Annotated in this window: 14 protein-coding genes and 1 pseudogene; 8 read left to right on the top strand and 7 right to left on the bottom strand. The window is 62.5% G+C overall.

Going from position 1 to position 11,998, the window contains the following annotated elements:
* Positions 1-230 precede the first annotated feature (230 nt).
* Both ACP7DD_RS07665 and ACP7DD_RS07660 read right to left on the bottom strand, forming a co-directional pair.
* A pseudogene (locus ACP7DD_RS07665) lies at positions 231-320 on the bottom strand (hypothetical protein); the annotation flags it as partial.
* A gap of 133 nt (positions 321-453) precedes the next feature.
* Positions 454-792: an HPP family protein gene (locus ACP7DD_RS07660; protein WP_426174125.1), complete on the bottom strand. Its 339-nt coding sequence runs from the start codon at positions 790-792 to the stop codon at positions 454-456.
* Between the two features lie 185 nt (positions 793-977).
* Here ACP7DD_RS07660 and ACP7DD_RS07655 point away from each other — a divergent pair, with 185 nt between their 5' ends.
* On the top strand, positions 978-1,934 hold the full coding sequence (locus ACP7DD_RS07655) for an MBL fold metallo-hydrolase (RefSeq protein WP_426174124.1): 957 nt from the start codon (positions 978-980) through the stop codon (positions 1,932-1,934).
* A 63-nt stretch (positions 1,935-1,997) separates the two neighbouring features.
* On the opposite strand, the gene ACP7DD_RS07650 is transcribed toward ACP7DD_RS07655, so the two are convergent.
* Both ACP7DD_RS07650 and ACP7DD_RS07645 read right to left on the bottom strand, forming a co-directional pair.
* Positions 1,998-2,168, bottom strand: coding sequence for a hypothetical protein (locus ACP7DD_RS07650; RefSeq protein ID WP_426174123.1), 171 nt, complete (start codon positions 2,166-2,168; stop codon positions 1,998-2,000).
* 93 nt (positions 2,169-2,261) lie between these two features.
* Positions 2,262-2,987, bottom strand: coding sequence for an SGNH/GDSL hydrolase family protein (locus tag ACP7DD_RS07645; protein WP_426174122.1), 726 nt, complete (start codon positions 2,985-2,987; stop codon positions 2,262-2,264).
* A 166-nt stretch (positions 2,988-3,153) separates the two neighbouring features.
* Between ACP7DD_RS07645 and ACP7DD_RS07640 the strand changes: the two genes are divergently transcribed.
* Complete coding sequence (locus ACP7DD_RS07640) at positions 3,154-3,600, top strand: DUF2231 domain-containing protein (RefSeq protein ID WP_426174121.1); 447 nt, start codon at positions 3,154-3,156, stop codon at positions 3,598-3,600.
* Positions 3,601-3,662: 62 nt separating this feature from the next.
* Here ACP7DD_RS07640 and ACP7DD_RS07635 read toward each other — a convergent pair whose 3' ends face one another.
* The 3 genes from ACP7DD_RS07635 to orn all read right to left on the bottom strand — a co-directional run bounded on the left by ACP7DD_RS07635 (position 3,663) and on the right by orn (position 5,230).
* Positions 3,663-4,085: a DUF1828 domain-containing protein gene (locus ACP7DD_RS07635; RefSeq protein ID WP_426174120.1), complete on the bottom strand. Its 423-nt coding sequence runs from the start codon at positions 4,083-4,085 to the stop codon at positions 3,663-3,665.
* A 23-nt stretch (positions 4,086-4,108) separates the two neighbouring features.
* Positions 4,109-4,537 carry a hypothetical protein gene (locus ACP7DD_RS07630; protein WP_426174118.1) on the bottom strand — a complete coding sequence of 143 codons (429 nt, stop codon included), beginning with the start codon at positions 4,535-4,537 and terminating at the stop codon, positions 4,109-4,111.
* A gap of 108 nt (positions 4,538-4,645) precedes the next feature.
* On the bottom strand, positions 4,646-5,230 hold the full coding sequence (orn, locus tag ACP7DD_RS07625; RefSeq protein WP_426174117.1) for an oligoribonuclease: 585 nt from the start codon (positions 5,228-5,230) through the stop codon (positions 4,646-4,648).
* Between the two features lie 47 nt (positions 5,231-5,277).
* Between orn and ACP7DD_RS07620 the strand changes: the two genes are divergently transcribed.
* The 6 genes from ACP7DD_RS07620 (at position 5,278) to ACP7DD_RS07595 (ending at position 11,990) form a co-directional block, all read left to right on the top strand.
* Entirely contained in the window at positions 5,278-6,534 is a 1,257-nt protein-coding gene (locus tag ACP7DD_RS07620; RefSeq protein ID WP_426174116.1) for a M48 family metallopeptidase, read from the top strand.
* Positions 6,531-6,863, top strand: a complete 333-nt coding sequence (locus ACP7DD_RS07615; protein WP_426174115.1) for a 4a-hydroxytetrahydrobiopterin dehydratase — start codon at positions 6,531-6,533, stop codon at positions 6,861-6,863. Before ACP7DD_RS07620 ends, ACP7DD_RS07615 begins: the two co-directional genes overlap by 4 nt.
* Entirely contained in the window at positions 6,860-7,759 is a 900-nt protein-coding gene (rsgA, locus tag ACP7DD_RS07610) for a ribosome small subunit-dependent GTPase A (RefSeq protein WP_426174114.1), read from the top strand. Before ACP7DD_RS07615 ends, rsgA begins: the two co-directional genes overlap by 4 nt.
* A gap of 89 nt (positions 7,760-7,848) precedes the next feature.
* The gene (gene argF, locus ACP7DD_RS07605; RefSeq protein ID WP_426174113.1) at positions 7,849-8,775 is read left to right on the top strand and encodes an ornithine carbamoyltransferase; all 927 of its coding nucleotides are present in this window, start codon (positions 7,849-7,851) and stop codon (positions 8,773-8,775) included.
* A gap of 31 nt (positions 8,776-8,806) precedes the next feature.
* Positions 8,807-10,039, top strand: a complete 1,233-nt coding sequence (locus ACP7DD_RS07600; protein ID WP_426174112.1) for an argininosuccinate synthase — start codon at positions 8,807-8,809, stop codon at positions 10,037-10,039.
* Between the two features lie 136 nt (positions 10,040-10,175).
* Positions 10,176-11,990: a methyl-accepting chemotaxis protein gene (locus ACP7DD_RS07595; protein ID WP_426174111.1), complete on the top strand. Its 1,815-nt coding sequence runs from the start codon at positions 10,176-10,178 to the stop codon at positions 11,988-11,990.
* Positions 11,991-11,998 lie beyond the last annotated feature (8 nt).

Here is an 11,998-nt window from a genome sequence, read left to right as displayed (position 1 = left end):
TTGGACATCAGCGGCACCAGTTCGACGATCGGCTTGTCCGGCCTGGTCGTCACCACCTTCGTCGTCATGATCGGGCCCACCACCTCCGGCTGGTCGGAATGCGTGTCCGGGCTATTCATCCGCAAGCGGCGCATCCGCTCGGCAAACGACACCGACTCGCCCTGCTCGCTGTACGTCAGAAAGTCACTTTGCGCGACGACGCCGATCACCCGCCGCGCCTTGTTCAACACCGGCAATGCGTGCAGCATGTGGCGCCGCATCAGGCGCCAGGCGTCGGCCAGCGCGGTGGAAAACTCCACCGTCACAGTGTCGCGCGACATGATGGCGCCGCAGGTGATGACGCCGAAGCGCCGTTCGTACGCCTTCATTTCCGTGGCCAGGATGATGTCCTCGAGGTCGTCTCGGCTGATGTCGAGCACCTGGCCATAACTTTTCAGCACCGCGTCGAGGTCTTCATGCGTGACGCCGATCCGTTCGGTCGGCGCCAGGTCGTCGGTACTGTGCACCTGCAGGATGTGCCGCGCCACCCGGCGGATGCAGGCAGCGCAGCAAGAACATGGCGACGATGGCGAGGCCGCCGGCCAGCGGCGCGGCCAGCAGCACCGACGTGGCGCCCATCGGCGCCACCAGAAATGCCATGCAGCTGTGCCCTTTGCGCAGAAAATAGCTCATCAACGCGGTCAGCATCAGGGCGACGATGGCGCCGATACCGGCGCGCAACTGCTCGCGCCCGCTGGCGTGATTCGGCGTCGGTATGAATTTGTGCAGCCACTTCGTTTGCAACACAGCCATGCTTCCCGATCCCCGATGCGACAAGGGGCAATTATTTCACATTACTTCAATGAGCATTCGGCCCGGCGCCGTTGCCGCGTCCTGCAGGGAATTGCCCCTTCAGGTACGATATTACAACATCGGACCGGCACGCCGTTCGCGCGGCGCGTGCGCTGGACCGATCCGACCCACTCCAGAGGACAACGATGACCCGACAACTGAAGCAAAAAGCGCTCGCCGCGCTCGTAACCGCCGCGCTATTCTGCGCCCCCGTATTTGCTGCCGCACCGATGGTCAAGACCGCCGCGCCCGGCTACTTCAGCATGATGCTGGGCGATTTCGAAATCACCGCGATCAACGACGGTACCGTCGACCTGCCGGTCGACAAGCTGCTGCAGGGCGAAAAGCCGGCGGCCATCAGCGCCGCTCTCGCCAAGTCGTTCCTGAAGGCCCCCCTGGAAACCTCGGTCAACACCTTCCTGATCAACACCGGCAGCAAGCTGATCCTGGTCGACGCCGGCGCGGCGGGCCTGTTCGGCCCGACCCTGGGCAAGTTCGTCGCCAACCTGAAGGCGGCCGGCTACCAGCCAGAACAGATCGACGAGATCTACATTACCCACATGCATTCTGACCACGTCGGCGGCCTCGCCGCCAACGGCCAGCGTGCGTTTCCAAACGCGACCGTGCGCGCGCAAAAGCAGGAAGCGGACTTCTGGCTCAGCCAGGCCAACATGGACAAGAACCCAAAGATGGCCGATTCCTTCAAGGGTGCCATGGCGTCGTTGAATCCTTACGTCACCGCCGGCAAGTTTGCCGCGTTTGAAGGCAATGTCGAACTGGTGCCGGGCATCAGTTCGCTGTCGGGCAAGGGCCATACACCTGGACACGCAACCTACCTGGTGGAGAGCAAGGGACAGAAGCTGGTGCTGATCGGCGACCTGATCCACGTAGCCGCGGTGCAGTTCGACCGTCCCCAAGTGACGATCACCTTCGACAGCGACCAGAAGACGGCGGCCGCCGAGCGGCGCCAGGCGTTCGACGCGGCCGCGCGCGGCGGCTACCTGGTAGGCGGGTCCCACCTGCAGTTCCCCGGCATCGGCCACATCGTCAAGGAATCGAAGGGCTACGACTTCATTCCGGTCAACTACACGCAGATGCGCTAAGCAGTTACTGCAGAAAAAAAAGCCGGCTGATGTATCGCCGGCTTTTTTTTAGTTGCGCCGCACTTACTGGCCGCGTGGAGCGCCCGTGTCCTGATGTGGCTTGAGGCCATCATTTTGCTGACGGCCGACAACTTCCTGCTCTTCCGCCTTGTGCTGGCTCTTGTTGACGTCAAGCTGAGCCTGCTCAGCATCGCGATGCAACTGCTCGCTAGGTTCGGTTTTGGTTTTCGTCATGGCGGTCTCCTTGGGTAAAACCACAGCTTACCCGCGGATAAATTGATTGACTGTTCGCCACACCACATTACCGCCGAGATCGCCGTTTGCGCGTCAGCCAACGCCGCGGAACAGCAACGCGCCCTTGGCTTCCGCCGATCCCGACACGACCGCGACAATGGCGCCCGCAATCTTCGCCTCGCCAATGCTCGACGGCTCGATCGGGTTGGCATAGTCTTCCGGCCGCGAGCAGACCGCGCGCAGATCGAGCGCCTTCAGCTTGTAGTCAAGCGCGGTGCGGATGATGGCATCGTTAAACAGCGCCACCGCATTGCGCGCCAACTTGCCATAGCGCGCGTCGCTGAAGTTGCCGTTGTAGATAGTGCTGATCACCAGCGGCAGCCGGTGCCCTAGGCAGGCGTCGCTTACCTTGCGGTACGCCGGCTCGAACTCGCCGACGGCTCCCGCCAGCATCTCGATCGCTTCGGCCACTGAACGGGCCGGCGCTTGCAAAAGCCCCTGCCGCTGCAATGCATCGTTGCCGCCAACGGAAAGGACCAGGTGTGTCGCGTCGCGTGGCAAGCGCGCCAGTTGGGCGGGGATGCCGGCCGTCGTGGCGCCGTCGCGCGCCAGCAAGGTTGCAGTCGAACCATGCGGCGTCCGGCGCCGCAAATGCGCTATCACGTCCGGTTTGCCGCCGGTGTAGGCGCCGTTGTCGAAAATCGAATCGCCCAGCAAGACGATATGCCGAGCCGCGGCAGCAAGATTGGGCGCGGCTGCAAGCGCGACGGATTGGTGCAGAAACGTTCTCCTCGAAGTGTTCATGGCGATCCCCCACACCGTTAAACACTGAGCGGCAGCGGCAGTTCCGGCCAGTTCGTCTGCGCCACACTGAACCCGATCGGCCCTGCGGTCGAACCCTGAACATATTCAAGGAGACCCGTAATGCCTAAATCAACTTTTGCCGGCCACCCGCTGCACCCGATGCTGATTCATCCTCGACGCCATGCACGGCGCGACGAGCAAGTCGAGCTATTCGAATGCCGCCTACTTCAGCCTGGTTGGAGGACTGATTGGCGGCGTTGCCGCCGCCACCGCCGGTGCGATGGACTGCCTGATGATCGAGTCCAACACGGACGTCAAGCGCACAGCCAACATGCATGCGATCCTCAACGGCAGTGCGCTCGCCTTGACGGCTGCAAATGTAGCGATGCGCAAAGACCAGCGGGCGCACACTGGAGGCTCGCTCGCTTTGTCGGCCATTGCCGCCGTCGGCGTGCTCGTTTCCGGCTGGTTTGGCGGCCGGCTCGTGTACGAGCAAGGCATGCGCGTGAAAGGCGTCAGTCCCGTCGAACATGCCAGGGACGCTCAATCGCCGGGCAGCGACTGGACCGAGAAGACGATGCTCAAAGAGGAGCAACTGGTGCCGCGCGCCGGTCCGCAGCTGCATTGACGGCGCTCGCTAACAGATTCGAAGCCGTCCACCGAGTCCGGCCCTGGCGGCCGGACCCACTGCTAAGCGAGGCGCGCGCGCTCTTCGCGGTACAACACCTCCAATGCTTCATCGCGCTCCTTTTCCCACTTCACGAAAGCGAGCATGGCGGCGATGTACTGCGCGAAGCCTGCCGCGACCTGGTCGGGTCGCGCCACCAATTCAACTTCCCACACCTCAGTGCGCGTAAGACCATGCGCTTCGGCGATATCGGAGATGAGTTGTTTGTTCTCCTCACTCTGCATACGAATGCCAAGCCCTGCAAAGTGCCAGTAGACGTCGCCGTCATCGAAGAAGCGCACCGAGTGCGGACCCAGTTCGGCGTATGCAGGGATATCGTCACCGTCGTGGAAGCGGAAAGGCGTCTCGATCAGCAAAATATTGCCGTCTTCGGAAACGGGATAGCAGTAGTACCCGATGATCTTGGAGAGAGATTCGCAGTCCATGATTGCCTCGCAAAAATAATCCGTTACGGAGAAGGCGGTAGCGGTGCGAAACTGATATTGGTTTGTGCGCAAAAATGCGCCAACACTTCATCATAGCTCCAATTCTGCCAGACCGCCTCCCCGACTTGGCGCCGATCGCCGATGTGCTCGTGGGACAAGGCATGCGCATCCTTTTGCTTACGCCGCGTATGGCTCACTTCGAGCTGATACACCCGGTCAGTACTGGTGCGATTTAGCAAGAGAACAGCAAACAGATACTTGGTCTTGGACGCGCTGCGCGTAAAACTGACCTCGACCATCATATGCGGACGCCTGCCAGCATGATCGACAATACCGGCAGTGAGAATCTTGACTGGCTGCAGGCCCTTTTGCGATATCCACGCGAAATCGCCGTCGCAACGGAGAGGGCGACCAAGGAGCGCGCGAGCTTCTGCTGCGGAAATTTTCGGCATGATCCACGGCGAAGAAAAGCTGGAGCCTGTCCTGATGACAGGTCCAGCTTCCGCAGTATGCCCGTCCACGCGCGCGACAATCTGCCGCCGTTCGCGTGGACGTAGAAATTACAGCTTGATGAAATGCTCGCGGTAGTACTTCAGCTCTTCCACCGATTCGATGATGTCGGCCAGCGCCGTGTGCTTCTGGTGCTTCTTGAACCCGCCCACCAGGTCCGGCTTCCAGCGGCGGCACAGCTCCTTCAACGTCGACACGTCGAGATTGCGGTAGTGGAAGAACGCTTCCAGCTTCGGCATCGTGCGCGCCATGAAGCGGCGGTCCTGGCAAATCGTGTTGCCGCACATCGGCGATTTGCCGGCCGGGACGAACTGCCTCAGGAAGGCGATCAGCGCCGCTTCGGCCTGCTCTTCCGTCACGGTCGAGTTGCGCACCCGCTCGATCAGCCCGCTGCGGCCGTGGGTGCCCTTGTTCCACGCATCCATCTTGTCCATCGTCTCTTCGCACTGGTGGATCGCAAACACCGGGCCTTCGGCGATGGTATTGAGGTTCATGTCGGTGACGACGACCGCAATCTCGATGATGCGGTCGGTGTCCGGCTCGAGTCCCGTCATTTCCAGGTCGACCCAGATCAGGTTCAACTCGTTGGGACGGTGGCCGCCCGCGGGTACGGCTAATTCGGTCGCTTGTGACATAATTCTCTCTTGGCCTAATCAATCCTGCATTTTCTCACAGGCACAGAATGTATTCACTCGCGTTTTCGGTTTTGTTTGTCGGTTTCTTCCTTTTGACCTTGATGTTGCGCTTCTGGCTGGCAAACCGGCATGTGCGCCACGTGCTCGCCCATCGCGCCCAGGTACCGGCCGAATTCGCTTCCAGCATCCCCCTCGCCGCCCACCAGAAGGCGGCCGACTACACCGTTGCCAAGACCAAGCTCGGCCTCGTCTCGCTGCTGTTTTCGAGCGCCGTGCTGATCGGCTTCACGCTGATGGGCGGCCTGCAGTGGCTGGCCGTGACGCTGGCGCCGATCAGCGGCCCCGGCATGACGTATCAAATCAGCCTGCTGGTGGCGTTCGCCGCCATCTCCGGCCTGCTCGACTTGCCATTTGATTACTATCGCCAGTTCGTGCTGGAACAACGTTTCGGCTTCAACAAGATGACCTGCAAGCTGTGGCTGGCCGACATGGCCAAGGGCGTGTTGATCGGCGCGGCGATCGGCCTGCCGCTGATCTGGATCGTCCTCACCTTGATGGAAAAAACCGGCGCGCTGTGGTGGCTGTACGCCTGGCTGGTGTGGAGCGGCTTTCAGCTCTTGATGATGGTGCTGTTCCCGACCGTGATCGCGCCGCTGTTTAACAAATTCACCCCGCTCGCCGACGACAGCCTGAAAAGCCGCATCGAAGGCCTGATGCAGCGTGTCGGCTTCGCCTCCAAGGGCCTGTTCGTGATGGACGGCTCCAAGCGCAGCGCGCACGGCAACGCCTACTTTTCCGGCTTCGGCGCCAACAAGCGCATCGTCTTCTTCGACACCCTGCTCGCCCGCTTGGCGCCGCAGGAAATCGAAGCGGTGCTGGCGCATGAACTGGGCCACTTCAAGCTCAAGCACATCATCAAGCGCATCGCCGTCATGTTCGCCGTGTCGCTCGGTTTTCTCGCGCTGCTCGGCTACCTCAGGACGCAGACCTGGTTTTACCAGGGCCTCGGCGTCGACCCGCTGTTCGCCAGCGACGCCATGGCGCTGATACTGTTCATGCTGGTGCTGCCGATCTTTACCTTCGCGCTCTCGCCCCTGACCTCGATCACCTCGCGCAAGCACGAGTTCGAGGCCGACGCCTTCGCCGCCACCCACACCGACGCACGCGACCTGGTGTCGGCGCTGGTCAAGATGTACGAAGATAACGCTTCCACGCTGACGCCCGATCCGCTGCACTCGGCGTTCTACGATTCCCATCCCCCCGCCACCGTGCGGATCCGGCACCTGAACCTGGCGGCCCAATGACCCTGCTCGACCAACACTGCATCGAAGGCGCCCCGGCGCTGGCCCAGCCGGCGATCGACGCCGCCCTGCCTGAAGTCCCCGGCTGGAGCATCGAAGACGGCTACCTGCGCCGCAACTTCGCCTTCCGCGATTATCACGAGACGATCAAGTTCGTCAACTCGCTCGCCGAGATGGTCCACCAGCAGGACCACCATCCGGTCTTGAGCGTGACGTACAAGAACTGCGTCGTCAGCTACCACACCCATTCGGCCGGCGGCGCCCTCTCGCAAAACGACTTCATCTGCGCGGCCAAGACCAACGCGATCTACGCGCTGCGGGCCGGCGCATGAGCGGCGCGACCGGTTTGACCGGCACCGTCATCGCCGCCCACGGGCGCCATTACCTGGCCGACGTCGACGGCCGCAAACTGCAGTGCGTCACCCGCGGCAAAAAGACCAACATCGCGGTCGGCGACGTCGTCAACCTCAAGATGACGTCGGAAGACCAGGCCGTGATCGAGTCGATTGCCGAGCGCAAGACGCTGTTGTACCGCTCCGACCAGTACAAGTCGAAGCTGCTGGCGGCGAACCTGACGCGATTGTTCATCGTCGTCGCCACCGAACCGGGTTTTGCCGACGACCTGATTTCGCGCTCGCTGGTGGCGGCAGAAGCGGCCGGCATCGAGGCCCACCTGATCCTCAACAAGACCGACGTCGCCGAGCTTCTGCCGAAGGCGCGCGAACGCCTGCTGGCCTACACCTCGCTCGGCTACCCGCTGCATGAAGTATCGGCGCGCGCCAATCCGGAGCACGCGGTGGCGACGCTGATGCCGCTGCTCGAGGGCGAGTCGTCGATCTTCATCGGCCAGTCCGGCATGGGCAAGTCGTCGCTGATCAACCTGCTGGTGCCGGACGCCGACATCGCCGTGCGCGAGATTTCGGCGGCGCTCGACACCGGCAAACACACGACCACGTTCACGCGGCTGTACGCGCTTGGCGGCGGCGCGTCGATCATCGACTCGCCCGGTTTCCAGGAATTCGGCCTGTACCACCTGAGCGAGGGCATGCTCGAGCGCGCCTTCGTCGAGTTCAAGCCCTACCTGGGCGGCTGCAAGTTCTACAACTGCCGCCACCTGATCGAGCCGCAGTGCGCGGTGCTGACCGCTGTCGCCGAAGGCAAGATCGCCAGGTTCCGCCATGCACTGTACGGCCAGCTGCTGCACGAATCGGCACAGACGCTGTATTAGGGGTCAGACCCTTTATATGCCACACCGGGTCTGACCCCTCGGCCATAAACGCCTTATAATCAAGAGCTATTCGCCTCAAAGTTGCCAGTATGACCACGCCCAAACCGATCAAGCACTTCCTGCAGTTCTCCGACTTCACGCTGGCCGAATTCGAGTACGTCATCGAGCGCGCCAAGATCATCAAGCGCAAATTCAAGAACTACGAGGTCTACCACCCGCTGATCGACCGCACCCTGGTGATGGTGTTCGAGAAGAACTCGACGCGTACGCGCCTGTCCTTCGAAGCCGGCATGCACCAGCTGGGCGGCGCCGCCATCTACCTCAACACGCGCGACAGCCAGCTTGGCCGCGGCGAGCCGGTCGAAGACGCCGGCCAGGTCATGAGCCGCATGTGCGACATCATCATGGTGCGCACCTTCGGCCAGGACATCATCGAGCGCTTCGCCGCCAATTCGCGCGTCCCGGTGATCAACGGCCTGACCAACGAACACCATCCGTGCCAGGTGCTGGCCGATATCTTCACCTTCGTCGAGCACCGCGGCTCGATTGCCGGCAAGACCGTCGCCTGGATCGGCGACGCCAACAACATGCTGTACTCGTGGCTGCAGGCGGCCGAGATCTTCGGCTTCCACCTGAACGTGTCGACGCCGAAAGGCTACGACATCGATCCGTCGCTGGTGGCGACAACGCGCTACACCTTCTTCGACAATCCGTCCGACGCCTGCCAGGGCGCGCACCTGGTCAATACCGACGTCTGGACCAGCATGGGCTACGAGAAGGAAAACGCCGAGCGCCTGAAGGCCTTCGACGGCTTCATGGTCGACGCCCCAAAAATGGCGCGCGCCAGCGCCGACGCCCTGTTCATGCACTGCCTGCCGGCGCACCGCGGCGAGGAAGTGGCCGCCGCGGTCATCGACGGAGCGCAGTCGGTTGTCTGGGACGAGGCCGAAAACCGCCTGCACGTGCAAAAGGCGCTGATCGAATACCTGCTGCTGGGCGAAATCTCCGGGCGCTAATCCCAATTCAACACCACTCTACGGAAGCATCATGAGCGACATTAAAAAAGTAGTTCTCGCCTATTCGGGCGGCCTCGATACCTCGGTCATCCTGAAATGGCTGCAGGATAACTACCAGTGCGAAATCGTCACCTTCACGGCCGACCTGGGCCAGGGCGAAGAGCTCGAGCCGGCGCGCGCCAAGGCGATCAAGTTCGGCATCAAGCCGGAGAACATCTACATCGACGACGTGCGCGAGGAGTTCGTGCGCGACTTCGTGTTCCCGATGTTTCGCGCCAATACCGTCTACGAAGGCGAATACCTGCTCGGCACCTCGATCGCCCGTCCGCTGATCGCCAAGCGCCTCATCGAGATCGCCAACGAAACCGGCGCCGACGCCATCTCGCACGGCGCCACCGGCAAGGGCAACGACCAGGTGCGCTTCGAACTGGGCGCCTATGCGCTCAAACCGGACGTCAAGATCATCGCGCCGTGGCGCGAGTGGGACCTGCTGTCGCGCGAAAAACTGTTGAAGTACGCCGAGGACGCCGGCATCGCCGTCGACATGAAGCACAAGAACGGCGGCGCGCCGTACTCGATGGACGCGAACCTGCTGCACATCAGCTTCGAAGGCCGCCACCTGGAAAACCCGAGCGCCGAAGCGGAAGAGACGATGTGGCGCTGGACCGTCAGCGCGGAAGCGGCCCCGGACAAAGCCGAATACCTCGACATCGAATACGAAAAGGGCGACATCGTCGCGCTGAACGGCGTGCGCCTGTCGCCGGCGGCGGTGCTGACCGAACTCAATCGCCTCGGCGGCAAGCACGGCATCGGCCGCCTCGACCTGGTCGAGAACCGCTACGTCGGCATGAAGTCGCGCGGCTGCTACGAAACCCCGGGCGGCGCCATCATGCTCAAGGGGCACCGCGCGATCGAATCGATCACGCTTGATCGCGAAGTGGCGCACCTGAAGGACGACCTGATGCCGCGCTACGCGTCGATGATCTACAACGGCTACTGGTGGGCGCCGGAGCGCGTCGCGCTGCAGACGCTGATCGACCATACCCAGCAGAGCGTCAACGGCTGGGTGCGCGTCAAGCTCTACAAGGGCAGCGTGTCGGTCGTCTCGCGCGATTCGAAAACCGACTCGCTGTTCGACATGAACATCGCCACCTTCGACGAAGACGGCGGCGCCTACAACCAGGCCGACGCCGGCGGCTTCATCAAGCTCAATGCGCTGCGCATGCGCATCGCCGCAGTGGCGCGCGCCAAGCGCGGCCAGTAAACATGTTGACATGACAAGGCCGCCTGCGGGCGGCCTTTTTTTCACGCGCCAAAAAACCACGTTTCTCAGTGGAATCATCCCGCCGAGCCGCCAAAATGTTACATTGACGGCGATCAATACCGTATCCGGAGAACCCATGTTTAAAGACCTGCGCATCAAGAGCAAAATCACGTTCGGCATCGGCGCCATTGCCGCCATCTTCCTGCTCTTGCTCGCGCTGGCCTACAACAACTTCTCCAAGCTATCCGAGGCGAACCAGTGGGACCGCCACACCCTCGAAGTGCTGCTTGAAACGAACCACATCACCACCTCGATGCTGCAGGTCCAGTCCTCCACGCGCGGCTTCATATTGACCGGTAACGAGTCGCTGGTGCTGCCGATCGAAAAGGAGGAGGCAGAAGCGCGCGCCCACCTTGCCAAGACGCTTGCCCTCACGGCCGACAATGCCGCCCAGCAGCAGCGCCTGCGCCGCCTCGAGCCGATGCTCGACAACTGGATCAACAACGTGATCACGCCGCTGATCGCCAAGCGCCGCGAATTGAACAAGACCGCAGGCGTTTCGCAGCAGGTTGACAGCGCCGCCGATGTGATCAATGGTGCGCGCATGGTGGCGGACATCCGCAAGCTGATCGGCGAAATCGCCGACGAAGAAACGCGCCTCCTCGCCATGCGCACCGAGGCATCGGCCGCGCTGCAGCACGCCATGTTCCTGCTGCTCGGCGTCGGCGGCCTGGTTTGCCTGGCGCTGGCGGTGCTGATTGCCTATCTATTGACCCACGCCCTGCTCCACCCCCTCAACAACCTGACCCGCGCGGTGGGCCAGATCGCAAGCGGCGACCAGGGCGCGCGCGCCGACGTCGGCGCCAACGACGAACTGGGCAAGGTCGCCGTCGAATTCAACCGCATGGCGCAGGCCATCCAGGACAGCCAGGCCAAGGAACTGGCGGCGACCAACGAATTGCGCGGCAAGGTCGATTCGCTGCTCGGCGTGGTGTCGAAGGCGGCGTCGGGCGACCTGACGGGCGAAGTGGCGATCAGCGGCAGCGACGCCATCGGCCGCCTCGGCGACGGTCTCAAAACCATGTTTGTCAACCTGCGCCGCCTGCTCAACGACGTGCAGAAGGCCGGCATCCAGGTCACCACCTCGGCCACCGAAATTGCCGCCTCGGCCAAGCAGCAGGAGGCGACCGGCATCGAGCAGGCGCAGACCAGCATCGAGATCCTGTCGACGACCAAGGAGATTTCGGCCAACACCACCCAGTTGCTGCGCACCATGGAAGACGCCACCGCGGTGGCCGACTTCACCACCAGCGCCACCGCCGACGCCCAGAATAACCTCAAGCGCATGGACCTGACCATGCAGCGCATGGTCTCGGCCACCGACTCGATCAACGCCAAGCTGGCCGCCCTGTCGGAAAAGGCCAGCAACATCAACAGTGTGCTGATCACGATCACGAAAGTCGCCGACCAGACCAACATCCTGTCGCTGAACGCCGCCATCGAGGCCGAAAAGGCCGGCGACGCCGGCCGCGGCTTCTTGGTCGTGGCGACCGAAATTCGCCGCCTCGCCGACCAGACGTCGGTGTCGACCTGGGACATCGACCAGATGCTCAAGGAAATGCAGTCGGCGGTGTCGGCCAGCGTGATGGGGATGGACAAATTTTCGGAAGAGATCCGCCGCAGCGTCGGCGAAGTGCGCCAGGTCGCCGAGCAGCTGTCGTCGGTGATGGACCAGGTGCAGAAACTGGCGCCGCAGTTCGACCTGGTGCTGCAGGGGATGCAGTCGCAGGCGGTCGGCGCCTCGCAAATTTCCGACACCATGATGCAGCTTAACGACGCCACCCAGCAGACGGTGGAGTCGCTCAAGGCCACCAGCGAAGCGGTGCACCAGTTGCAGTACGCCGCCGGCGACCTGCAGTCGTCGGTCGCCACCTTCGCCGTCAACAGCTAAGGACGGCA

Source organism: Massilia sp. TWR1-2-2, assembly GCF_049897565.1.
Taxonomy (GTDB): domain Bacteria; phylum Pseudomonadota; class Gammaproteobacteria; order Burkholderiales; family Burkholderiaceae_D; genus JAFCUW01.
This window is presented reverse-complemented; position numbering and strand designations above follow the sequence as displayed.

What these genes read in the sequence shown, in the direction of transcription:
- ACP7DD_RS07660 (WP_426174125.1), bottom strand. Translation starts at nt 792, where the DNA reads ATGGCTGTGTTGCAAACGAAGTGGCTGCACAAATTCATACCGACGCCG.
- ACP7DD_RS07655 (WP_426174124.1), top strand. Translation starts at nt 978, where the DNA reads ATGACCCGACAACTGAAGCAAAAAGCGCTCGCCGCGCTCGTAACCGCC.
- ACP7DD_RS07650 (WP_426174123.1), bottom strand. Translation starts at nt 2,168, where the DNA reads ATGACGAAAACCAAAACCGAACCTAGCGAGCAGTTGCATCGCGATGCT.
- ACP7DD_RS07640 (WP_426174121.1), top strand. Translation starts at nt 3,154, where the DNA reads ATGCACGGCGCGACGAGCAAGTCGAGCTATTCGAATGCCGCCTACTTC.
- ACP7DD_RS07635 (WP_426174120.1), bottom strand. Translation starts at nt 4,085, where the DNA reads ATGGACTGCGAATCTCTCTCCAAGATCATCGGGTACTACTGCTATCCC.
- ACP7DD_RS07630 (WP_426174118.1), bottom strand. Translation starts at nt 4,537, where the DNA reads ATGCCGAAAATTTCCGCAGCAGAAGCTCGCGCGCTCCTTGGTCGCCCT.
- orn (WP_426174117.1), bottom strand. Translation starts at nt 5,230, where the DNA reads ATGTCACAAGCGACCGAATTAGCCGTACCCGCGGGCGGCCACCGTCCC.
- ACP7DD_RS07620 (WP_426174116.1), top strand. Translation starts at nt 5,278, where the DNA reads ATGTATTCACTCGCGTTTTCGGTTTTGTTTGTCGGTTTCTTCCTTTTG.
- ACP7DD_RS07615 (WP_426174115.1), top strand. Translation starts at nt 6,531, where the DNA reads ATGACCCTGCTCGACCAACACTGCATCGAAGGCGCCCCGGCGCTGGCC.
- rsgA (WP_426174114.1), top strand. Translation starts at nt 6,860, where the DNA reads ATGAGCGGCGCGACCGGTTTGACCGGCACCGTCATCGCCGCCCACGGG.
- argF (WP_426174113.1), top strand. Translation starts at nt 7,849, where the DNA reads ATGACCACGCCCAAACCGATCAAGCACTTCCTGCAGTTCTCCGACTTC.
- ACP7DD_RS07600 (WP_426174112.1), top strand. Translation starts at nt 8,807, where the DNA reads ATGAGCGACATTAAAAAAGTAGTTCTCGCCTATTCGGGCGGCCTCGAT.
- ACP7DD_RS07595 (WP_426174111.1), top strand. Translation starts at nt 10,176, where the DNA reads ATGTTTAAAGACCTGCGCATCAAGAGCAAAATCACGTTCGGCATCGGC.